This is a genomic window from Paraburkholderia nemoris (genome assembly GCF_905221015.1).
GTDB lineage: Bacteria > Pseudomonadota > Gammaproteobacteria > Burkholderiales > Burkholderiaceae > Paraburkholderia > Paraburkholderia nemoris.
Window position 1 is genome coordinate 89,351 of the sequence record NZ_CAJNBO010000022.1, and the last position, 22,112, is coordinate 111,462.

The 22,112-nt window shown below is 61.2% G+C and carries 18 protein-coding genes; 17 read left to right on the forward strand and 1 reads right to left on the reverse strand.

What is annotated here, in order from left to right:
- Positions 1-63 precede the first annotated feature (63 nt).
- The 12 genes from KHO33_RS29395 to KHO33_RS29450 all read left to right on the forward strand — a co-directional run bounded on the left by KHO33_RS29395 (position 64) and on the right by KHO33_RS29450 (position 14,289).
- Positions 64-450 carry a response regulator transcription factor gene (locus KHO33_RS29395; protein ID WP_200567189.1) on the forward strand — a complete coding sequence of 129 codons (387 nt, stop codon included), beginning with the start codon at positions 64-66 and terminating at the stop codon, positions 448-450.
- Positions 451-604: 154 nt separating this feature from the next.
- Complete coding sequence (locus KHO33_RS29400) at positions 605-1,165, forward strand: lipid-binding SYLF domain-containing protein (RefSeq protein ID WP_200567190.1); 561 nt, start codon at positions 605-607, stop codon at positions 1,163-1,165.
- Between the two features lie 192 nt (positions 1,166-1,357).
- The gene (locus KHO33_RS29405; protein ID WP_200567191.1) at positions 1,358-1,831 is read left to right on the forward strand and encodes a YMGG-like glycine zipper-containing protein; all 474 of its coding nucleotides are present in this window, start codon (positions 1,358-1,360) and stop codon (positions 1,829-1,831) included.
- 26 nt (positions 1,832-1,857) lie between these two features.
- Positions 1,858-2,262 (forward strand): hypothetical protein, encoded by a 405-nt coding sequence (locus KHO33_RS29410; protein ID WP_236074710.1) that lies wholly within the window; start codon positions 1,858-1,860, stop codon positions 2,260-2,262.
- Complete coding sequence (locus tag KHO33_RS29415; protein ID WP_234480764.1) at positions 2,259-3,515, forward strand: efflux RND transporter periplasmic adaptor subunit; 1,257 nt, start codon at positions 2,259-2,261, stop codon at positions 3,513-3,515. The genes KHO33_RS29410 and KHO33_RS29415 overlap by 4 nt, the downstream gene beginning before the upstream one ends.
- 13 nt (positions 3,516-3,528) lie before the next feature.
- Positions 3,529-6,753 (forward strand): efflux RND transporter permease subunit, encoded by a 3,225-nt coding sequence (locus tag KHO33_RS29420; RefSeq protein WP_200567192.1) that lies wholly within the window; start codon positions 3,529-3,531, stop codon positions 6,751-6,753.
- Position 6,754: 1 nt separating this feature from the next.
- On the forward strand, positions 6,755-8,251 hold the full coding sequence (locus KHO33_RS29425; protein WP_200567193.1) for an efflux transporter outer membrane subunit: 1,497 nt from the start codon (positions 6,755-6,757) through the stop codon (positions 8,249-8,251).
- Positions 8,248-9,549 (forward strand): paraquat-inducible protein A, encoded by a 1,302-nt coding sequence (locus tag KHO33_RS29430; RefSeq protein ID WP_200567194.1) that lies wholly within the window; start codon positions 8,248-8,250, stop codon positions 9,547-9,549. The genes KHO33_RS29425 and KHO33_RS29430 overlap by 4 nt, the downstream gene beginning before the upstream one ends.
- Entirely contained in the window at positions 9,542-11,161 is a 1,620-nt protein-coding gene (locus tag KHO33_RS29435; protein ID WP_200567195.1) for a PqiB family protein, read from the forward strand. The genes KHO33_RS29430 and KHO33_RS29435 overlap by 8 nt, the downstream gene beginning before the upstream one ends.
- Complete coding sequence (locus KHO33_RS29440; protein ID WP_234480765.1) at positions 11,161-11,745, forward strand: PqiC family protein; 585 nt, start codon at positions 11,161-11,163, stop codon at positions 11,743-11,745. The genes KHO33_RS29435 and KHO33_RS29440 overlap by 1 nt, the downstream gene beginning before the upstream one ends.
- A gap of 144 nt (positions 11,746-11,889) precedes the next feature.
- Positions 11,890-12,645, forward strand: coding sequence for a carbonic anhydrase family protein (locus KHO33_RS29445; protein WP_200567197.1), 756 nt, complete (start codon positions 11,890-11,892; stop codon positions 12,643-12,645).
- Positions 12,646-13,809: 1,164 nt separating this feature from the next.
- Positions 13,810-14,289 (forward strand): glycosyltransferase, encoded by a 480-nt coding sequence (locus tag KHO33_RS29450; RefSeq protein WP_236074712.1) that lies wholly within the window; start codon positions 13,810-13,812, stop codon positions 14,287-14,289.
- A gap of 520 nt (positions 14,290-14,809) precedes the next feature.
- Here the strand turns inward: KHO33_RS29450 and KHO33_RS29455 are convergent.
- Positions 14,810-15,838, reverse strand: coding sequence for an AraC family transcriptional regulator (locus tag KHO33_RS29455; protein ID WP_200567199.1), 1,029 nt, complete (start codon positions 15,836-15,838; stop codon positions 14,810-14,812).
- A 102-nt stretch (positions 15,839-15,940) separates the two neighbouring features.
- Here KHO33_RS29455 and KHO33_RS29460 point away from each other — a divergent pair, with 102 nt between their 5' ends.
- The 5 genes from KHO33_RS29460 to KHO33_RS29480 all read left to right on the forward strand — a co-directional run bounded on the left by KHO33_RS29460 (position 15,941) and on the right by KHO33_RS29480 (position 22,012).
- Positions 15,941-16,819: a phytanoyl-CoA dioxygenase family protein gene (locus KHO33_RS29460; protein ID WP_200567200.1), complete on the forward strand. Its 879-nt coding sequence runs from the start codon at positions 15,941-15,943 to the stop codon at positions 16,817-16,819.
- Between the two features lie 61 nt (positions 16,820-16,880).
- The gene (locus KHO33_RS29465; RefSeq protein WP_200567201.1) at positions 16,881-17,378 is read left to right on the forward strand and encodes a VOC family protein; all 498 of its coding nucleotides are present in this window, start codon (positions 16,881-16,883) and stop codon (positions 17,376-17,378) included.
- Between the two features lie 104 nt (positions 17,379-17,482).
- Positions 17,483-19,876 (forward strand): arylsulfatase, encoded by a 2,394-nt coding sequence (locus tag KHO33_RS29470; protein ID WP_200567202.1) that lies wholly within the window; start codon positions 17,483-17,485, stop codon positions 19,874-19,876.
- 6 nt (positions 19,877-19,882) lie between these two features.
- A complete protein-coding gene (locus KHO33_RS29475; RefSeq protein ID WP_200567203.1) occupies positions 19,883-20,914 on the forward strand; it encodes an SDR family oxidoreductase in 1,032 nt (343 codons plus the stop codon).
- Between the two features lie 120 nt (positions 20,915-21,034).
- Complete coding sequence (locus KHO33_RS29480; RefSeq protein ID WP_200567204.1) at positions 21,035-22,012, forward strand: NAD(P)H-dependent flavin oxidoreductase; 978 nt, start codon at positions 21,035-21,037, stop codon at positions 22,010-22,012.
- Positions 22,013-22,112 lie beyond the last annotated feature (100 nt).

The window sequence follows — 22,112 nt, forward strand, 5'->3', positions numbered from 1 at the left end:
TCGTAAGCTGTCATATGGGAGAGTGCACTTGCGCGTGCATGCGCGGACACCGGACTACTCACAATGGGAAAACTCAAACCATTCGTTGTCGTCGTCGATGACGATGAATCGGTGAGCCGGGCGATCAGGAGACTGTTGCGCTCAATCGGAATCGCCGCCGAAACCTTCGCAAGCGGCGACGCGTTTCTCGACGTCCTGTCGTCCATGCCATCGTATCGCCCTGACTGCGTGATTCTCGATGTGCAGATGCCGGGGCTGAACGGGCTGGAAGTCCAGCGACGTCTATCCGGCAGCGGCATACCTGTCGTTTTTATCACCGCCCACGACGACATTGGCGTGCGCGAGCGAGCACTCGCGGCCGGCGCGGTCGCTTATTTGCGCAAGCCGTTCAACGATGAACTGTTCGTCAGGACGGTACGCGCTGCCCTTGAAGACGATCAGCCGCCGTAGCGCAGGCCCGTGCGCTTGTGTATTCAGGCGATATAGGACCAAAGGCCAATTGTTTTAACGGATCGAAAATACCACTATTCACGTTGCCAGCGAAGCATTTGAGGCGGAAACGCTTTTCATACCGTGGTGTCAATTTCTGAATGGAGCACGCATCATGATCAAGTACCTTCGGCTGATTCTCGCGGTTCCCCTCTTTCTGTTTGCCGTGGCGTGCTCGACGAACCCGACTGTTGCCAACGGTGGGGACCCCGAGTTAGACGCGCAGGCACGTGAGGCACTGCAGCAACTCTTTAACAGCACCCCGAAGGCGAAGGATCTCCAATACCAGGCGAAAGCCGTCGTCGTGTTTCCGAGCATCGTCAAGGCTGGGTTGCTGGTCGGTGCGCAAGGGGGAAAGGGCGTGGCGTTCAGTCCGGATGGCAGGATCATCGGATACTACAGAGCACGCGGACTTTCGTACGGGATGCAGGCAGGCGCACAAACCTTTTCGGAGGCGATGTTCTTTATGACCGACTCGGCACTCACCGAGCTCACGAGCGGCACTGGAATGTCCGTCGGCGTGGGACCGAGCGTCGTAGTGGTGGATGCAGGAATGGCCAAATCGATGACAACGACGACATTGAAATCAGATGTCTACGCGTTCATTTTTGGCCAGCAGGGCCTGATGGCCGGTCTGGGCGTGCAGGGACAGAGAATTGTCAAGTTTGACCAGTGAAGTGCGCAATCTCCTCGCGCAGTCATAGCGGCCGATGCTCTTACGCGAATCGCCCTGGTCATGCACGCCGCGCCGGGGGCGCGATCGGGAAACCTGCCCGGGGGAGCCGGGAAATCGTTCGCGCGTTGCGCGGACATTGCCCGCCAGTAGCCATTCGATAGGTCAACCCTAGAACATGGAGGACCCCAAGCCATGCAACGAATGCAGCGAGTCGCAATGGGTTTGGTGGTATGGATGCTGAGCTTCGCAACCGCCGCGCAGCAGCCCATCATCTATCCAGCCAACGGGCAGAGTCTCCAGAAGCAGAACACGGACACCTCCGAATGTCAGCTATGGGCGAAGCAGACGACGGGCGTGGATCCGGTCGCGATTGCACAGCAATCCGGGCAATCGGGTGCTCCGCAGCAACAAGGTGGAGCGCTCAAGGGTGCAGCCGGCGGCGCCGCGTTAGGCGCGGCAGTCGGTGCGATCGCAGGCAATGCCGGGAAGGGCGCGGCGATCGGCGCGGTCACGGGGACAGCGGGCGGCGGCCTGCGGCAGCACCGCATGAACCAGGCCGCGGCCGGACAGCAGCAAAGCGGCCAGCAACAGGTCGCCCAGCAGATGGCAACGTTCAACCGCGCAGTCGCCGCATGCATGACCGGCCGTGGATACACGGTTGAGTAGACGTGATAGAGACGGGAGAGACAGCCGTGAAAAAGAAATGCCTGAGTCTCGGGTTCACCGCGCTCTGCTGGCTCGGATCGGCCTCGGTGTGGGCGGCCGACTTCGACGGCAGTAAGCCCCTGCTGTGCGCGACAGTAGATGCACACGGGTGTGATGCCGGGGAGACTTGTCTGCGAGGCCTGCCTGCCGAACTCGGCGTGCCGCAATTCCTGCACATCGATTTCACAAGGAAGACGATAGTCGGGCCGCAGCGCGCAACCTCCATCCGCTTTATCGAAACAAGCGAGAGCCAGATTTTCCTGCAAGGCACGGAGCGTGGCTTTGCGTGGACGATTGCGCTCGACAGGACGGACGGGACGATGACCGGCTCGCTCGTCAACAGTGAAGATGCCTATGTGCTGTTCGGCGCCTGCACGCCTGATAAGCCATGACGGGTGATGTCATGGAATGCACGCCGCTGATCATCTGTCCTCGACCACGGTCGTCGGGCGATTTGAGACTCCTGCTCGCCGGTACGTTGCTCGCGCTTTGCGCTGGCTGCAACAAGCCGGCGACTCTGCCGCCTGCCGCAGCCACCGAGGTGACCCTGATGCAGGTCGAGCCACACGACACGCCGGTCGACTTCGAATTCACTGCGCAGACGCAGAGTTCACGCGAAGTCGAGATCCGGGCACGCGTCGACGGCTTTCTCGAGAAGCGGGTCTACACCGAGGGACAACTGGTCCATGCGGGGCAAACGCTTTTCCTGATGGACCCCAAGCCGTTCGAAGCAACGCTCAAGACTGCAAAGGGCGAACTCGCGCAACAACAGGCGAGGCTCTACGTAACGAAAGCCAATCTTACCCGCGTGATACCCCTTGCCAAACAGAACGCCTTGAGTCAGAAGGATCTTGACGATGCGACCGGCAACGAAAAGCAGGCGGAGGCCGCGGTCATCGCAGCACAGGGTCAGGTGCAGACCGCGCAGCTTAACCTCGGTTATACGACGATCAAATCTCCGCTTGCCGGGTTGTCCAGCTTCGCCAGGCAGCAGGACGGCAGTTACGTGACCGCCGCCGCATCGGGTTTGCTCACCTATGTCTACCAGCTCGATCCGATGTGGGTTAACTTCAGCATCTCCGAAAACGAGTTGCTCCGCTATCGTGACCAGATCGAGAAAAAGCAGTTGGTGTTTCCTGCAAGCAACGATTTCGAGGTCACAGTCGTGCTGGCCGATGGCACGGTGTTTCCCGCCCGCGGGCACATCAACTTCACGAATCCGGCTTTCAGCACGGAAACCGGCACGTTCCTCGTTCGTGCGTCGTTCGCGAATCCTGACGGCAGTCTACGCCCGGGGCAATTCGTCCGTGCGCGGGTCTCGGGCGCCGTGCGTCCGAATGCGATCCTTGTGCCGCAGCGCGCGGTGTTGCAGGGCGCGAAGAGCCACTTCGTATGGGTGGTCGACAACGACTCGAAAGCGCATCAACGCGTGGTCGAAGTCGGCGAATGGCACGGTGATGACTGGTTCATCACCGAAGGGCTGCAAGCAGGGGAGCGCATCGTGGTCGATGGCGCCATCCGGGTCATCGCGGACGCGCCGCTGAAGATCACCGGGACGCCCAGTCCGCATGCCGGCGCCGGTGCGTCGCAGAGCGAAGCGCAGCATCTCGCCACGCGCCAGTCCGAACGTACCATGACGAAGTAACCGGGCGCGCGAAATGAACATCTCTCATTTCTGCATCGACCGGCCGATCTTCGCGTCCGTCATCTCGATCGTCATCACGCTCGGGGGCGCGCTGGCGATGCTGGCGCTGCCGATTGCGCAGTACCCCGACATCACGCCACCGCAGATCACGATTTCCGCCGCCTACCCGGGTGCGAGCGCGGACGTGGTCGCCAACAATGTGGCCGCGCCGATCGAGCAACAGGTCAACGGCGCGGACAACATGATCTATATGAGCTCGTCGAGTTCATCGACCGGCAGTCTGACGATCAACGCCTTCTTCCAGATCGGCACCAACCCCGAACTTGCGCAGGTCGATGTGCAGAACCGCGTGAATCTGGCCTTGCCGCAATTGCCTTCTTCGGTGCAGTCGCAGGGCATCCAGGTGCAGAAGAAGTCGTCGGCGTTCATGATGGTCATCGCCATCTATTCCCCGGGCAACCGCTACGACGCCACCTACATCGCCAACTACGCGAACATCTATGTGCTCGACGCGCTCAAGCGCATACCCGGTGCCAACCAGTCGAGCATCTTCGGTACGCCCGACTACGCGATGCGGATCTGGCTGAAACCGGATCGCATGGCGCAACTGGGCATCACCGCGAGCGACGTGCAGAAGGCGGTGGCCAACCAGAATCAGCAGTTCGCGGTCGGCCGCCTCGGTCAGTCGCCGACCGGTACGCCGGTCGAGCAGTCGTTTGCGGTCACCACCACCGGCCGGCTCAGCGATCCGGCGGAGTTTGAAAACATCATTATCCGCGCGGCCAGCGGTGCCGCGGCGATCGTGCGGCTCAAGGACATCGGCCGCGCAGAACTCGGCCAGAAGGACTATTCGATTCGCAGCAAGTTTCAGGGCAAGCCGGCCACGGTCATTGCGGTTTACCAGCAGCCGGGCGCTAACGCCCTTGACGTATCGAAGCAGGTGCGCGCGACGCTTGCCACGATGAAGAAGTCGTTCCCCGAAGGCATCGACTACAGCATCGCGATGGATACGACTGACTTCACCCGTGCGTCGATCACGGATGTCGTCCACACGTTCTTCGAGGCACTCGTGCTGGTGGTGATCGTTGTGTTCGTGTTTCTGCAGAGCTGGCGCGCCACCGTGATTCCGGTGCTCGCGGTGCCGGTGTCGATTGTCGGCACCTTCATGGGAATGCTGGCAATGGGTTTCTCGATCAACATGCTGACGCTGTTCGGCATGGTGCTGGCGATCGGCATCGTGGTGGACGACGCCATTGTGGTGATTGAAATCGTCGAACGGAACATGAACGTGCAGAAGCTGAGTCCGAGGGACGCCGCGAAACGGGCGATGGAGGAAATCTCTGGTCCGATCGTGGCGATTACGCTCGTGCTATGCGCGGTGTTCGTGCCGGTGGCGTTTCTCGGCGGGATTACCGGGCAGCTATACAAGCAGTTCGCGATCACCATTGCGATTTCGGTTGTGTTCTCCACCGTCGTCGCACTCACGCTGTCGCCTGCGCTTGCCGCATTGCTGCTCAAACCCGGGCACCACGAAAAGCGCGGTTTCTTCAGGTGGTTCGACAATGCGTTCGCGAGGATCACGACCGGCTACTCGAATCTGGTGAAGCTGGTCATCAAGCGGTTCGTGGTCGCGCTATTACTGTTTGCCGGGATGATCGCGCTTGCGGTCGTCATGTTGAAGACGATTCCCACGTCGTTCCTGCCGCCCGAGGATCAGGGCTACCTGCTCGGCGCGGTCATCATGCCGGATGCAGCGAGCCTCGATCGCACCGAGGAGGTGTCGCAGCACGTCACCGACTACTTCATGAAGCAGGACGCGGTGAGCAGCGTGACGATTGTCGACGGTTTCAGCCTGCTCGACAGCCAGAACAAGAACAATGCAGGCGCGTTTTTTATCGGCTTCAAGAGCTTCGATGAACGCTACAAATTCGCCAACATCAAGACGCAGAATGCGCGGGCCGTGCTGATCAATGCTTACGAAAATCTCTCGAAAGTGAAGGAGGGGATCATCCTGCCGGTCAACCCGCCGTCCATTCCGGGACTTGGAACCACCGGCGGTACCGAGATTTGGATTCAGGCGCAGGGCGACGCCACCACCGCGCAACTGGCCCAGGTGGTGGACGATTTTGTCGCCAAAGCCAAAGCGCGGCCCGAACTGGCACGCTTGACGTCGACCTTCAACGCGTCGTCCCAGCAGTTGCTGGTCGATGTGGATCGGGACAAGTCGGAAACGCTCGGTGTGCCCGTCGAGGAGGTGTACAGCGCGATGCAGACGATGTTCGGCTCGCTGTACGTGTCGCAGTTCAACCGTTCGAGCCGGCTGTGGCAGGTGATCCTGCAGGCCGAGCCGTCGTATCGGCTCACGCCGCGGGATCTCGACCAGATCTTCGTGCGCAGCAAGACCGGCAGCATGGTGCCGCTTAAGGCGGTGGTGACGTCCCGTTTTGTCACCGGCCCCGATCTGGTGACGCGGTTCAACAATTTCCCGGCGGTGAAGGTCACCGCCAATGCTGCGCCCGGTTACAGCTCGGGGCAGGTGATCGCCACGCTCGATGAAGTCGCCAAACAGGTGCTGCCCGACGGCTATGGGGTGGGGTGGAGCGGCGAGGCCTACGAAGCAAGACAGGCCGGCGGTACCTCCGGGCTGGTGTTCGTGTTCGGTCTGGTGATGGTGTTCCTGATCCTTGCCGCGCAATACGAGAAGTGGAGTTTGCCGCTTGGCGTGCTGATGGCGGTGCCTTTCGCGCTGACCGGTGCGCTGCTCGCCATCCTGCTGCGCGGCCTCCAGAACGATGTCTACTTCCAGATCGGGTTGACGATGCTGGTCGCGCTAGCGGCGAAGAATGCGATCCTTATTTTTGAGTTCGCGGTGCTCAATCGCGAAGCGGGGTCGTCGGTGTACGACGCCGCGGTCACGGCGGCGACCGAACGGCTGCGCCCGATCGTGATGACGTCGTTCTCGTTCATTCTTGGATGCGTCCCGCTCGCCATCGCGCTCGGCGCGTCGGCGAACAGCCGGCATTCGATTGGCACGGGTGTGATCGGCGGGATGCTCGGCGCGACGGTGATCGCGGTGTTCTTCATCCCGATGTTCTTCTACGTGCTCGAGTCGATGTCGGAAAGAGGCGGCAAGAAGACCCCGGGGATGAGCGGCGGAGCAGAGGGACAGGGGCCCGGTACTCCACCTGGTTCCGGCGGCCCGGCGATAACGCCGTCCGCACGGCGTGAGGACGATTGACATGCGCAGCCGAGCGTTCCTGCTGCGTCTGATGCCTGCATTGCCCGTGGTGCTGGCACTGGGCGGCTGTCTGCTCGGCCCCGATTACGTGCGGCCCAACGTGGCGACGCCCGCAACCTACCGCTTCGAAACCGGCGAAGCAGTCGACGTCGCCAATACGCGCTGGTGGGAGCAGTTCCAGGATCCGGTGTTGAACGATCTGATATTGGCCGCGCTGACGGACAACAAGGATGTGAAGATCGCCGCCGCTCGCGTCGACCAGTTCCTCGGGCAGTTCGTCACGACCCGCTCGGCACTCTTTCCCCAGCTCAGCGCCGGCTTCGACGCCTCTCGCCAGCGTGCTTCGCAGGCTGGGCCCACACCGCTGCCGGCCGGCGTCGGGCCGGTGTTCAACGAATTTCAGGCGCCGTTGATGGTCGCGTGGGAAATCGACCTGTTCGGCCGGGTGCGGCGGGAGACCGAATCGGCGCGCGCGAGTCTGCTGGCGAGCGAGGAGGGCCGCCGCGCGACGATCCTGTCGCTGGTCGCCTCGGTTGCGACCGCCTACATCAATCTGCGCGATCTCGATGCGCAACTGGCGATCGCCAGGGCGACGACAGACAGCCGCGCCGGCTCGGTGAAAGTGTTCGAGGCAAGGTTTTCAGGCGGCGACGTCTCGCAGATGGAGCTCGCGCAAAGCCAGTCGGAATACGAGGCGTCGCTCGCGACGATTCCGCAGATCGAGACGCAGATTGCCCAGCAGGAGGACGCCCTCTCGGTCCTGCTCGGCCGCAATCCCGGCCCGATCCTGCGTGGGCGCGAACTGACCGAACTGGCCGTGCCCGCTGTACCCGCGGGTTTGCCGTCCGATCTGCTCGAGCGCCGCCCCGATCTGCTGCAGGCGGAGCAGAACCTGATTGCCGCCAATGCATTGATCGGCGCCGCGCGCGCGCTGTACTTTCCGTCAATTTCGCTGACCGGACTGTTTGGATCGGTCAGCGGGCAGTTCTCGAAACTGTTCACCAGTCCCGCTCGCGTCTGGTCGTATGCCGGTTCGCTGACGGTGCCGATCTTTACCGCGGGCAATATTAGCGGTCAGGTCAAGCAGGCGGAAGCGCAGCAGCAACAGGCGCTGTTCCAGTATCAGCAGTCGATCCAGGTAGCGTTCCAGGAAGTCGATGATGCGCTGATCGCCCTGCAAAAGTCACGCGAGCAGCTCGTCGTGCAAGGACGTCAGGTGAATGCATTGCGCACCTATTCGCGGCTCGCGCGGCTGCGCTACGAAGGCGGCTACACGAGTTATATCGAGGTGCTGGACGCCGAGCGCAGTCTGTTCAACGCGCAACTCAGCTATACGCAAACCAATGGCGTGGTGTTCAGCTCGCTGATTGGTCTCTACAAGGCAATGGGCGGCGGCTGGGTCGTACAGGCCGAGGGCATGACGGGCCGGGCAATGCAGCAGGGCGCTGCGGCTGAGATGCGTGAAAAGAACGAAGCCGCGACGGAGCAACTGCAATGACAACCCAAGCGACAATCCCACCGACCACGCCAGCGACAGGCACACGTCTCATTGCCTGCCACGAATGCGATCTGCTGCAACGCGAAACGCCATTGACAGGCGAGAGCGTGCTGCGCTGCTGCCGCTGTGGCGCGGAGCTGTACCGCAACCATCCAGACAGTCTCGATCGGGCGCTGGCCTTTACGCTCACGTCGGTCGTGCTGTTCGTGATCAGCAACGTGTATCCGATCGTCGGCCTGGCGGTCAACGGCCAACTCGTGGAGACGACTTTGCTGGGTGCCGTTCGGATCCTGTACGACGACGGCATGTGGCCGATCGCGGCACTGGTGTTCGCGACGACCTTCCTGATGCCGCTGCTGCAAATCGCGACGATGACGTATTTACTGACGCCGCTACGGCTGCATCGCCGGCCGTATCATGCGGACGTCGTGTTTCGCCTCATGCAGCTGGCGCGGCCGTGGGGCATGACGGAGGTCCTGATCCTCGGCATGCTGGTGGCGCTGGTCAAGCTGGCGCATATCGCCAGTGTCGTGCCGGGTGTGGCGCTCTGGTCGTTTGGCACGCTCATGCTGCTGCTCGCGGCCGCCAGCTCCGCGTTCGATCCCCACCAGCTCTGGCAGCGCATGGGCGACCGTTATAGCGGCGCGCCGGATCCGGACCAGACCGCGGTCCCGTCCGCGCGCACGGCACTGGCCAACGGTCTGATGACTTGCCACACTTGCGGGTTGTTGACGAAATCGGACGCGCATCCGCACGACGCCGGTTGTCCGCGCTGCGGCGCGCATCTTCACCCGCGCAAACCGGCGAGCTACTCGCGCACGTGGGCGTTCCTGATCGCAGCGATGGTGCTGTACATCCCGGCAAACGTGTTACCCGTCATGAACACCAGTTCGCTGTTCGGCTCGCAGAAAGATACGATTCTGAGCGGTGTGGCCTACCTCTGGACCTCCGGTTCGTGGCCGCTCGCCCTCGTGGTGTTTATCGCGAGCATCGCCGTGCCGATGCTCAAGATCATCGCGATCATGTACCTCGTGATTTCCGCGCAATGGCGCTCGACCACGCTGTTGCAGCAGCGAACCCGCATCTACCGGCTGGTGGAACTCGTCGGCCGCTGGTCGATGCTCGATATCTACGTCATCACCATTCTCGTTGCGCTGGTGCAGTTCAGCGCGCTCGCGACGATCCAGGCCGGGCCGGCCGCCGTTGCGTTCGGCGCGGTGGTCGTGCTGACGATGTTCGCGGCCATGTCGTTCGACCCGCGTCTGACCTGGGACGCGACGGAGGCTCATCATGGCTAATCCTCCCGAGCGGCCGGAGTCGCCCGATCTCCCCGAAGCGGTGGCCACGCCCCGCTCGCGCTGGCGCATGCAGATCGTCTGGCTGGTGCCAATCGTCGCGGTGCTGATCGGCGGCTGGCTGGCCGTGAAGGCCGTGCTCGAGCAAGGGCCGACGATCACCATCAGCTTCGCGACCGGCGAAGGTCTCGAAGCCGGCAAGACCAAGATCAAGTTCAAGAACGTGGACGTCGGCGTGGTCAAGAGCGTGACCTTGTCGAGGGACCACCGCAGCGTCGTCGCGACCGCCGAGCTTGTCAAGGATGCTTCAGGCATGCTGGTCGACGATACGCGCTTCTGGGTCGTGCGCCCGCGCATTTCCGGCGGCACGGTATCGGGCATCAGCACGCTGCTGTCCGGTTCCTTCATCGGCATGGATCTGGGCGCCTCGACGAAGTCGCGGCGCGACTATGTTGGACTCGAGTCGCCGCCGGTTTTTGCCAGCGGCGTACCGGGGCGGGAATTCGTGCTGAAGAGCGAGGATATGGGCTCGCTCGACATCGGCTCTCCAATCTTCTACAGACGGCTGCAGGTCGGACAGGTCACGTCGTATCAGCTCGACGCGGACGGCAAGGGCGTTACGCTGCGGGTCTTCATCAACGCACCCTACGACAAGTACGTGCAGGGCGATACGCGCTTCTGGCATGCAAGCGGTGTCGATGTGTCGCTGGGTACCGAAGGCGTCAAGATCAACACGCAATCGGTGGTTGCGATCCTGATCGGCGGCCTTGCGTTCCAGACGCCGGATGAGACCGCCGATCAGCCCGAGGCCGTCGTTCGTACGGAATTCACGCTGTTCCACGATCGTGCGGAGGCGATGAAGCGCCATGATCGGATTGTCGATACCTATGTTTTCAATTTTAGCGACTCGGTGCGGGGGCTGACGGTCGGCGCGCCGGTCGATTTCCGCGGCATCGTGGTGGGCGAGGTGACGGCAATCTATACGCGCTTCGATCCAGCCACGAAGCAGTTCAGCATCCCGGTCGAGGTGCATTACTATCCGGAGCGTTTCACGTCACGCTACAAATCGGACGGAGCCGGAGGCCGACTTGCTCAGAATCCCCGGCAAATGGCGGATTGGATGGTTGCCCATGGCATGCGTGCGCAACTGCGAACCGGCAACCTGTTGACCGGACAGCTGTATATCGCGCTCGATTTCTTCCCCGCTGCGCCCAAAGCCGAGGTGAACTGGAACGCGAACCCGCCGGAAATACCGACCGTGCCTGGCGGACTGCAATCGCTGCAGGATTCGGTGACCAGTCTGGTGGCCAAGCTGAACAAGATCCCGTTTGAAGGGCTCGGCAAGGACGCGCAAAAGACCCTGGCGGATGCGGACTCGCTTCTCAAACAGCTGCGCACCGAGGTGATGCCGCAGGCCCGGGACACGCTCGCCGCCGCGCAGACGGCGCTGGACTCGGCGAACGGGGCGTTGCAGCCGAACTCGCAGTTGCAGCAGGGCACCACCGATGCGATGCGTGAACTCGCGCGCACTGCGGCGGCGTTCCGCACGCTGGCGGACTACCTCGAACGTCATCCTGAGGCACTGATTCGCGGCAAACAGGGGGATAACAAGTGATGCGCCTATCCTTACCCTTCGCCATTGCGCTGACTGTCGCCGCGCTGGCCGGTTGTGCCTCTCCGAAGGCCACCTTCTACACACTGAGCCCGCAAGCGCCAGGCGAAAGTACTGCGCCTGCTATGCCGGTCACCGTCCTGATCGGTTCGGTCACCGTGCCCGACCTCGTCGACCGGCCGCAGATCGTGGTTCGCGCCAGCGCCAATCAGGTGACGATCGACGAATTCGCCCGCTGGGCGGACTCATTGAAGAGCCAGATCCCGCGTGTGATTGCCGCTGATCTCTCACAGGAACTGAACAGCCCGCACGTGTCGGCCTACCCGATGGCTGGCGATCCGACTGCGGTTTATCGCGTGCAGATCGACGTCCAGCGCCTTGACGCCACGCTCGGCGACGCGGTCATGGTCGATGCGTTGTGGTCGGTGTCGCCGCCCGGTAAACATGCGCCGCTCAGCGGTCGCAGCACCGTGCGCGAGCCCTGTGGCGGCGCCGGCTACGATGCGATGGTGGCTGCCTACAGCCGGGCCTTCGCCACAATCAGCCGCGATATCTCCGCTTCGATCCGTGCGGCGGCATCGTCCTGAAACGTGGCGCTGTTGCCGACGAAATGCGAATTGCGCCCCATGGATACCGGGGAAATGCAGTGTTCATTGATGGGATTAATCTGTTTTCAGAGCGGCTGAACGAGCTGCGGCGAGGTTTCCGAAGTCAACCGATATGGGGGCGATATGGAATCGACGAAGGAGTGCTGTACGCTAGATCATGCAAAGGACAACAGACGGCGCGCGTGGCTGAAAGGAGGGACGGGCGTCTGCGCCATGGCGTGGTTGGCCGGACTCGGATTTGGGCCGGATCCTGTCGAAGCTGCCTCACTGACCAGGTCTCAACGGGACGCGCTGACGCCTGATCAGGTTATCGAAATGATGAAAAAAGGGAATGAGCGGTTTCGGTCCGGCAAGATGAAGGCGCAGAATTTTCTTGCGCAGAAGCGCTCCAGTGCATCAGGCCAGTATCCCGCTGCCATTATCCTGGGCTGCATTGACTCGCGGGCACCCGCTGAGATCATTCTGGACATGGGCATTGGCGATACTTTCAACGCACGGGTAGCGGGAAATATCGCCAACCAGGACATGCTTGGAAGTATGGAGTTCGCCTGCGCGGTCGCGGGGGCGAAGGTCATCCTGGTGATGGGACATACTGCCTGCGGGGCGATCAAGGGCGCCATTGACAACGTGCAGCTGGGAAATCTCACGGGGCTGCTCGAAACCATCAAGCCATCTATCGAGACAACGCAATTTCAGGGTGAACGTACCGGCAAGAGCGCCGAATTTGTCGATGCCGTGGCACAGTCGAACGTACGGCACACAATCGATGCGATACGTGGCAATAGTACGATCCTCGCGGACCTGGAGAAGAAACAGCAAATCAGGATCGTCGGATCCATGTATGACTTGCGCAACGGGATGGTGACTTTCATGAGCTAATTGGCTTAGGTGAATGTGCGCCGCTTATATTGAAATTATGTTGAATTGCTAGTCGTCGATCTGTTGAGATGCCATCCGCGGGTTGAAGGTGGGAGCGTTGAATTGAACGGCCCCGGTTTTTCCTTTCCCAATGCTGCATTCTGTCGAAAGATGGAGTCTCCAGGAGAGCCGAGTGGTTCACTATTGAGACGTCTGGAGACCGTTGGCGGTCCACTGGCAAAGCGCCCATTGATTTCACAGAGCCACGGATCTCCAGCGCTAACAGTCGTCGGGGCCGACAACCCACAGACAAGGAGTCTGCGATGACGCCACTCCAGGGATTTTGCGTCGCAATCTTCGCGTTGATTCTTTTCTTATACAGGCTTCAAAGGTACAGCCGGGAGCTGACCTTCACCACAGGAAGGCGGAGGCGGAGATTGATGCTGCTTCGCGCATTACTAACTGCCGTACCCGTTCTGAGTTCGAACCTTTCGTCCGCCGCAGCACCGGTGGACGCAATGTTCGCCACAGAGGAAATCTGCATGCCTGAGGGGACGTATCCAATGATCGGCGGTGGGACGACTGTCTTCTCTCTCAAAACCTGCTTTAGCCGCCCCGTAACCGACACCGATCCGCGGGAGAAAAGAGTCCCGCGCGCGAAGAAGAGCTCCCGAGATACTTTCAATGGAGCCCGGGTGGTCCGGTACGACTACCACGACGCGCTGTACCACTGCGCGAACCGGCATAGGCGGCTACCGACAGTCGACGAACTGAAGGCGCTGTTCGTCTACGCGAACGCTGGTAGCAGTAGCGCTACGGAGCGCAAATACGCGATCGTCGCGCCAAAGAACGATTCGCGTTATCCCGGTGGTCTTCATGGCTGGGGCGGCAGCAGCCTATATTGGTCACACACCTTCGCGGGGAGGCGTGTCCACAAGGTTGTCAATCTTAGTGACGGCCGAGTGAGTATTTATCACGACCCGCAACGGGGCTACGTGTCGTGTGTACGCTGAAGGGTCTTGCCACGCTGGCGGTTCACCTGCGCATCCGGGACAAGATCGAGGGAAGCCCTGGTTAGGATGGGCCCAGGCGATCTCTGGTAGAGACCGACGAGGCGGAGCTCGAATCAGCAATTCGCGCTCATGTCGCGCACAGAGACCGTCGCTGCCCTCAGGGAGGCACTTTGTGTACCTGACCTACCCGTTCGTCTTGTCGTGGTCGATGCTCGAGGCGATGGCGTCGGGTGCGATAGTGGTTGGCTCAAAAACTGAGCCTGCGCAGGTTGTCATTGAGGATGGTCGGAATGGATTCCTGGTTGATTTCTTTTCGCAGGCGGAACTCGTTGAGTCGACAGCGAACGTCTGTGACAGCGGCGCCAGGATGGAAGCAATACGTCACGCTTCGATGGGAACGATTCGGGATCGCTTCAGCCTTCATGGTGATTCTCTTTTCGCGTCGTCTGGATACCCTCGGAGCCTCAACCGTTCCCTTCCGGGAGGCGGCTATCGCAGCACCGGTTGCTTCGATTTTGCCGTAACTGGTTGCTCAGGCGACTACCTGTCCGATCAAGTCCAGGCTAATACATTTAATGCGGTCTACGATAAGGCACACCAGCATCAGGCCAGTAGTCGCGTGCGAACAGGGCGCGTCCGCTCCGGGATATGACCGCGTCACGCAATGCGTGCCCGTACGCACGCGACCGAGTGAAGACGTTCGCCGCGGACGCGACTCTGGAGTAGCCCGATCGAATGGCAGAAACATGTCCGTTGACATCTTCGTTTTCCACTGAGTGGGCGAGACGTTACCCACAAGGCGTTTAACGCATCCCTGATGCCGGTGACAGATTTAATTCGCATCGTCCTAAAGCTTGTCCAGCAACGCTGGTCCGCTACACGAACGCCGCGTCGCCGCGAGTTGACAGAATTACTGTCGCAACGGTGACAAATTTAATGCGGTCTACGGCAACTGTCCGGCCTTCCCCCGTTGCCGGGCCCTTATGAGCATGCGGCGCTGATTCTCGGGATCAAGGGCGGCTCGCTGCGCAATTCGGGGCTGTACGACAAAGTGAAAGCGATCTTCGCGGCGGCGGCCGATCATCTCGCGAAGACCAGTCATGCAGATGCATCCTCACGTGCCAGCGTCCATCGCATTCCGCCCAACATCGCCGAACGGACGTGCGTTACGGCTACTGCTTGCCGGAAGATGGTCCGTGCCGTCGAACGTGTCGTGGACTCTCACCAAACCAACGTCTGCAGGCGCGGATAAAGGCCGCCTGATCGCTGTAGCCCAGCAGGGCGGCGACGTTCATCAGCGGAATGGAGGACTGCGAGAGATATTCGATGGCGCGTTCGCGTCGCAGCCCATCAACGATATCTTCAAACTGCAGGTCCTGTTCACCCAGCCTGCGCTGAAGCGTGCGCTTGTGCAGCCCGAGTTGTCTCGCGATCAGCTCCAGGCTGCATTGCCCTCCTGCCAGCTGGCGCCCAACGAGGGCGGCTGTCTGCCTTCCGATGTCCAGCGGGTGGCGGCGCATCACATTGGCGATATAGCGCTCGGCGCTCCGGCGCAACTCGTCATCGGCCTGGTCTATCACCACGTCAAGCAGCCGCGAAGGAAACATGAGCGCGTCGACCGGCTGATCGAACCGGACGGTGCATCCAAAAGCCTTGCGATAACGTGCCAGACTGGTTCCGCGGCCATGCGGAAAGCTGACTATCCAGTCAGCGCCCGCATCACGTGTGACCATGCGCAGAAACTTGCATGCAAGCACATACGCCAGCTCAACGACCTGTCTGGCGGGCAAACCCTCGGACCCCGGCAACGCGCAACGCAGACAGGTCGTGCCGGACGCCGTGCTATCCAGGCTCAGTTCGGTGCCGGGCGTATGGTAGGGCATCAGGCGGCCGACAACCTGGAGCGCGTCGCGCACGTTGGCGGCGTACCGGGCGGCAAGCGCGATTGGACCCAGGATGGAAACATCCTGATATTCGGACAGACGAAGACCAAAATCCGGCAGTCCGAGCATCTCCGCAGCGAGGTCGACGAGGGCTGCAGCGCGGACAAAGGGAATCATCGCATCCGGCGTACCCAATACCTGGGGATGCAGTCCAACCGAAACCATCATTGCTTCCGGGTCGCCGCCATGGCGGTTCACCAGTTCCGCAAATCCGGTCAGGGTGCGCGCGCGGACATGGACGGGCAGGGAAATGTGCATGTCGTCGAATATAAACTTCTTGTCGTCAAATGCAAATACCTGGAGCTAGCGGCGGCGTTACCCTTTGCTGGTCATGTGCAAGACCATCAAGGGAGGTAAACCATGAACCACAGCGTCATCACGCCGACCGGAACCACGCCGCTCAAGCGTGCCATCACCGACGACGAACTCAGGCAATACCGGCGCGACGGCGTCGTCTGCCTGCGGGGCATTCTCACCCCTGAGTGGATCGAAACGATACGCTTGGGTGTCGAGGAACAACGTGAGCAACCCGGCCCGTATGCCACCATCTTCAAAGGCGAGAACAGCTTCAGCATTGCCGAGCAGATTCCGTCCCATGTCAACGAGAGGCTACACCGCGCCGCGCTTCAATGCGGCGCCGGCCAGATTGCGCAAAGGATGCTTGAGGTGCCGCAAGCGCGTTTCCTTCACGACAATATCTTTTATAAGGACTCTGGCGACATCATCGAGACGCCGTGGCACCAGGATACGGCCAATGGCTGCTTCGATGGCATGAACATGATCCGCGTCTGGATTCCGGTCGATCCGGTAGCCCGCCAGACCACGCTCGAAGTCGTACGGGCTTCGCATCTCTGGAATGCCTTCTATGTGTCGGGTGATCTCGATGTCTATAAGGCCGACGCGGTCAACGCCGCGGCCAATGCGTACTATTTTGATCACAAGCCAGAACCCTACGCAAAGACGCCGGACATCGAGGCACACCGGGATTCGTTCGACATCATCGGCTACCAGATGGAGCCCGGCGATGTGGTCGTGTTCAATTTCCATCTCCTGCATCACGCTGGCGCGGGCCAGAACAGCAAGACCAAGCGGCGCGTCCTGTCGCTGATCTATGGCGACGACAGCCTGAGCTTGCGCCATCGGCCCAACATGGTGCCGACCCTGCTGGATGTCGCGGGGCGCTCGTTCACCGACGGGCAATCCGTCACGGAATTCGGGGACCTGTTCCCCGCAATCTGAGCATCGCCCGGTTCCCCGACTTTGAGGGAAAAATGCGCCGCACAACACAAGGAGCAACAGAATGATACTTGGAGCCAATCACGTCGCCGTTTCCGTTCCGGATATGGAAAAGGCGCTCGATTTTTACTGCAATGTCCTCGGTTTCGAGAAAGTCTCGGAATATAGCTGGCCAGTCGGTCTGGAGATAGCGGACCGGATTCTGGCCGTGAAGGGCACGTCCGCGCGTTGCTGTCACGTACGAACGGCCAATCTGATGATTGAGCTGTTCCAGTTCGCCGGCGTGACCCCTGCGACGCAGGATCCCGATCGCCCGGTGGTCGATCACGGGTACACCCATCTCTCCCTGGCCGTGACGGATCTGGAGGCTGAATACACGAGGCTGTCCGCTGCCGGAATGCGCTTTCACAGTGCGCCGGTCGACGTGGGTCCGGGGCTGCGCACCGTCTATGGTCGCGACCCCTTCGGCAACGTTATTGAACTGGAAGAGAGCGAGGGGCGGGTCGTGCCGAACGATCCGGTGCCGGCCACCCAGGCACCGGACGGTAGCGTGATTTCCTGAGCAGGGTTCGCGAGGGGTGGACTATCCGTACCTCGATCAAGGCAGATAAAGCCGCCACCCCCGGCACCAACCGGGATCAGAGTCGGCGCTCAAGGAGACGAAGTATGAAGATGTTCACACCTCGCAGCATGTTTGCCTCGCTCGGCGTGGCGCTCTGTGCGGCCTCCGGCCCATCACCGGCAGCCGCGCCCGCACAGGTAACGCTGCCGGATCCCGGTCAGATGCCGGCCGGGCAGAAACAGGCCAGCCGCGCAAATCATCCCAATATCCTGATCATCCTTCTTGACGATGCCGGCTATGCCCAGGCGGACACCGTCGGCGGCGAGATACACACGCCGACACTGAGCCGGATCGCCAACAGCGGCATCATGTATAACGCGTTTCACGCGACCGCCATCAGCTCGGCCACTCGCGCGTCATTGCTGACCGGTCGCAACAATCACCGGGTCGGCAACGGTACCATCGTCGAGATGTCCTCAAAAAATGATGGGTACACCGGCGTCATTCCGACATCGGCGGCGACCGTGGCGGACATCCTTCGGGCTAATGGCTATAGCACGGTGGCCTTTGGCAAATGGCACAATACGCCCCCTGACGAAAACACCCCGGTCGGTCCCTTCAAGCACTGGCCGACCGCTTACGGATTCGATCATTTTTATGGCTTTATAGGGGGCGACACTGACGAATACAGCCCCAGCCTGGTCAATGACACGACGGTGATGGACCCGCCCCATCGGCCGGGTTACCACCTGACAGAAGACCTGACCCGGCACGCCGTCGACTGGCTGGACCAGCATCAGGCAAGCTCGCCGGACAAGCCGTTCTTCATGTACTGGGCACCCGGCGCCGTTCATGCGCCGCATCAGGTCTTCCAGCAATGGACCGACAAATATAAGGGCAAGTTCGACAGCGGTTGGGATGCCTACCGGCAGCGTGTGTTCGAGCGGCAAAAGAAAATCGGGTGGATTCCCCAGAATACCGAAAACAATCCGCGCCCGGCCGAAATGGCCGCCTGGGATAGCCTGAGCCCGCAACAGAAGCAGTTCCAGGCCCGCCTGATGGAGGTCTACGCGGGCTATCTGGAGCATACCGATACGCAGGCCGGCAAGATCGTCGACGAACTGGACCGGCTTGGACTGCGCGATAACACGTTGATATTCTATGTCTTCTCCGATAACGGAGCGTCCGCGGAAGGAACGCAGGGCACCATTACCGACGCGATGGGCGTGAACGGCGTGACGGTCAGCCCGGAGAAGCAGCTCGACGTGCTGAACAGGACCTATGGCGGCCTGTCTGCCCTGGGCGGGCCGCGGGTGCATGAGCACTACAACGCGGCGTGGGCCTGGGCAGGCGAAAGCCCCTTTATTGGTACCAAACTGGTGGCCGGCTATCTCGGCGGGACGCGCGTGGTGCTGGGGGTATCCTGGCCCAGGGGCATCGTCCATGACAACAAGGTCCGCCCCCAGTTCCACCATGTCAACGATATTGCGCCGACGATCTACGATGTGGTGGGGGTCCAGCCGCCCGCGGTGTTCAACGGCGTGAAGCAACTGCCGCTGGACGGCGTCAGCATGGTTTATTCCTTTAACGACGCGAGCGCCCCGCCCCGGAAGACGCGGCAATATTTCGAGACCCTGGGCAGCCGGGCGGAATACGCCGACGGCTGGATGGCTTCCGTTTTTGGCCCGCGCAAGCCATGGGTGGCCGATCAGTCGGGGTTGATCAGCTGGGCCGGGAAGCTGGCTTTCCTGACCCATCAGCCGTGGATCGGCGATACGTTCGGCTGGATGAAGTGGAAACCCAAAAATGACGTCTGGTCCCTGTATGACCTGAAAACCGATTTCAGCCAGGCCCACGATCTGGCTGGTCAGTTTCCCGCCAAGGTCGCCGAACTGAAAAAAATGTTCGAAGAGGACGCCGTTGAGAACCATGTCAATCCGGTCGGAGCCAGTTTCAACGTTCTGTTCAAGGGCGTGATGCAACAGGGTCCCGCTACCGGCAACTGGCATTTTCCGGGCAATGCCGTGCCGATGTCCGAGTTCGCCGCGCCCAACATCAAGTCCCGCGATAACCGCGTTACGGTCGAGGCCGAGTTTCCGGCCAATCCACACGGTGTGCTGTTCGCCATTGGCGGTATTTCAGGCGGAATCTCGCTTTATGTGGACAAGGGCGTGCTGACGTATGAATACAATTCGTTCGGCCTGACGAGGACCCACATCAGCGCGCCATGGACGCTGGGCCCGGGTCACGCGACAGTGGAAGCCCAACTGGACATGCAATCGTCGCGGCGAGGTGGTCCGGCTAAAGTTATTTTACGTGTCAACGGCGCCCAGGTCGCCGAAGGCATCGTGCCCGTGACGATTGCCCTGGCGGGATCGGCAGGCGACCTGTTCGGTGTCGGCAAGGATACCGGCACCGGGGTCTCACTCGACTATGTAGACCGTGTGCCCTTCGCCTTTAACGGCAAGATCCGCGATGTTCACGTTGTCTATCAATAGCCGTGCATGGCGCAGGACGAGGGAAGGTCGGCCGTCCCTTGTCCGGTCGATGCGAGCGAGTACACGGGATGCCGCCCTGGCGACATCCTGTCGACGGGTGGCTATGCAAGGCTCGCATGGCCTGACGGTCATAGCGATGCCAGAATTCGCCACCCCTTACCCATACACAGGATTCCTATGAAAAATTCCGTTGCCATTACCGGTGTGTCGAGCGGCATCGGCTTCGACGCCGCCCGCACCCTGATCAGTCGCGGCTACCATGTATTCGGCAGCGTGCGCAAGGCAGCCGATGCCGAGCGTGTCCGCACGGCTTTGGGCAGCGACTTTACGCCGTTGCTGTTCGATGTGACTGACCAGAGCGCGATCGATGCGGCGGTAGATCAGGTGCGTGCGCAACTGGACGGTCGTGGCCTGACGGCCCTGGTGAACAATTCCGGGATCGCGCCGTCAGGCCCGCTGATGCACGCGCCACTCGATGAGGTGCGCAACGTATTCGAAGTAAACGTGTTTGGCGTCGTCGCGGTGACGCAGGGGTTCCTGCCCCTGCTCGGAGCAAGCAGGGAGGCTCCGTTCGCTCCCGGTCGCATCATCAACGTGAGTTCAATCAGTGGCCGTCTGACTTTCCCGTTCACGGGCGCGTACTCCGCCTCCAAGCATGCGCTGGAGTCGGTCACTGATGCGTTCCGGCGTGAACTGTCGATTTACGGAATCGAGGTGATCGCCATCGAGCCGGGTCCGATCCGGACCAGCATCTGGGACAAATTCGATGATTCCAGGATCGACATGCGCTACGCAGACACCGATTACGCCGCCGTCCTTGCGACGCTGCCCGCCCTGATGGCCGAAGAGGCGCGCAAGGCGGACCCGGTGGAAAGGGTCAGCCGGACAATATGCGAGGCGATCGAGACGCCGCGTCCGAAGACCCGTTATCCCCTGGAGCAGCCACTATGGCTGCTGAAGACCTGGCTGTCAGACCGTGTGATGGATCGCGTCATCAGCAGGAAAATGGGCTTGCAGGCAGCGTTTCGCCGTCCGTAATGCCGCCGCGGACCGCTACGTATCGTAGTCAGCGCTCTGCCGTGGCAGGCGGGCTAGGTAATGGGCGAGACGCCTGGACGATACGCTTTTTATTGACCGAACCGCGCAACAATATTGCATATGAAAACCAGGATCACCGAACTCCTCGGCATTGAACACCCGATCATCCAGGGTGGCATGCACTTCGTCGGTTTTGCCGAGCTCGCGGCCGCCGTATCCAATGCTGGCGGACTGGGCATCATCACGGGCCTGTCGCAACGCAGTCCGGCAGACCTCGCGAGAGAAATAGCCCGTTGCCGCGCGATGACGGACAAGCCGTTTGGCGTGAACCTGACCTTCCTGCCGGTGGTCGATGCGCCCGACTACCCAGGATACATTCGCTCCATCGTTGAAGGCGGCGTCAAGGTAGTGGAAACCGCCGGCAATAACCCGCAGGCCTACCTGCCGGCGCTTCGTGAAGCGGGAGTCAGGGTGATCCATAAATGCACTTCAGTGCGTCATGCCCTGAAGGCCCAGAGCATTGGCTGCGACGCCGTCAGCGTTGACGGGTTCGAGTGTGGTGGTCACCCCGGCGAGGACGATGTGCCCAACTTCATTCTCCTGCCCCGTGCGGCCAATGAACTCACGATTCCCTTTGTGGCGTCCGGCGGCATGGCCGACGGCCGGTCTCTCGCCGCGGCCCTGTGCCTTGGCGCCGATGGCATCAATATGGGTACACGATTTGTCGCAACCCGGGAAGCACCGGTGCACGACAATGTGAAACAGGCCATTGTGGCAGCTGGGGAACGCGATACCCGGCTCGTCATGCGCCCGTTGCGCAACACCGAGCGCGTGCTGCGCAATGCAGCCGTCGATCGCCTGCTGGAAAAGGAGCGCAGCCTGGGTGACAGGTTGACGTTTGATGACATCCGGGATGAGGTCGCGGGCGTCTATCCGCGCATCATGAGAGACGGCGCCATGGACGCTGGTGTCTGGTCCTGCGGCATGGTGGCCGGACTGATTCACGATGTACCTTCAGTGCGCGAATTGATTGACCGCATCATGACTGAAGCGACCGCGATCATCACCCGACGTCTGGGTGGCATGTTGAGCGCATAATTGAACCTTGATGCTCGCCGCGAATGGAACCCGGCGCTCACGCGCACCGATAGACCGCTGTCGATGCAACTCCCGGTTCTCTTTTATCGGTGCGTCGATG

Bases quoted from the DNA above. Each gene is read 5' to 3' on its own strand.
- KHO33_RS29440 (WP_234480765.1), top strand. From the start codon at position 11,161: ATGCGCCTATCCTTACCCTTCGCCATTGCGCTGACTGTCGCCGCGCTG.
- KHO33_RS29465 (WP_200567201.1), top strand. From the start codon at position 16,881: ATGATACTTGGAGCCAATCACGTCGCCGTTTCCGTTCCGGATATGGAA.
- KHO33_RS29400 (WP_200567190.1), top strand. From the start codon at position 605: ATGATCAAGTACCTTCGGCTGATTCTCGCGGTTCCCCTCTTTCTGTTT.
- KHO33_RS29425 (WP_200567193.1), top strand. From the start codon at position 6,755: ATGCGCAGCCGAGCGTTCCTGCTGCGTCTGATGCCTGCATTGCCCGTG.
- KHO33_RS29470 (WP_200567202.1), top strand. From the start codon at position 17,483: ATGAAGATGTTCACACCTCGCAGCATGTTTGCCTCGCTCGGCGTGGCG.
- KHO33_RS29455 (WP_200567199.1), bottom strand. From the start codon at position 15,838: ATGCACATTTCCCTGCCCGTCCATGTCCGCGCGCGCACCCTGACCGGA.
- KHO33_RS29445 (WP_200567197.1), top strand. From the start codon at position 11,890: ATGGAATCGACGAAGGAGTGCTGTACGCTAGATCATGCAAAGGACAAC.
- KHO33_RS29430 (WP_200567194.1), top strand. From the start codon at position 8,248: ATGACAACCCAAGCGACAATCCCACCGACCACGCCAGCGACAGGCACA.
- KHO33_RS29475 (WP_200567203.1), top strand. From the start codon at position 19,883: ATGGCGCAGGACGAGGGAAGGTCGGCCGTCCCTTGTCCGGTCGATGCG.
- KHO33_RS29415 (WP_234480764.1), top strand. From the start codon at position 2,259: ATGACGGGTGATGTCATGGAATGCACGCCGCTGATCATCTGTCCTCGA.
- KHO33_RS29435 (WP_200567195.1), top strand. From the start codon at position 9,542: ATGGCTAATCCTCCCGAGCGGCCGGAGTCGCCCGATCTCCCCGAAGCG.
- KHO33_RS29460 (WP_200567200.1), top strand. From the start codon at position 15,941: ATGAACCACAGCGTCATCACGCCGACCGGAACCACGCCGCTCAAGCGT.
- KHO33_RS29480 (WP_200567204.1), top strand. From the start codon at position 21,035: ATGAAAACCAGGATCACCGAACTCCTCGGCATTGAACACCCGATCATC.
- KHO33_RS29395 (WP_200567189.1), top strand. From the start codon at position 64: ATGGGAAAACTCAAACCATTCGTTGTCGTCGTCGATGACGATGAATCG.
- KHO33_RS29420 (WP_200567192.1), top strand. From the start codon at position 3,529: ATGAACATCTCTCATTTCTGCATCGACCGGCCGATCTTCGCGTCCGTC.
- KHO33_RS29405 (WP_200567191.1), top strand. From the start codon at position 1,358: ATGCAACGAATGCAGCGAGTCGCAATGGGTTTGGTGGTATGGATGCTG.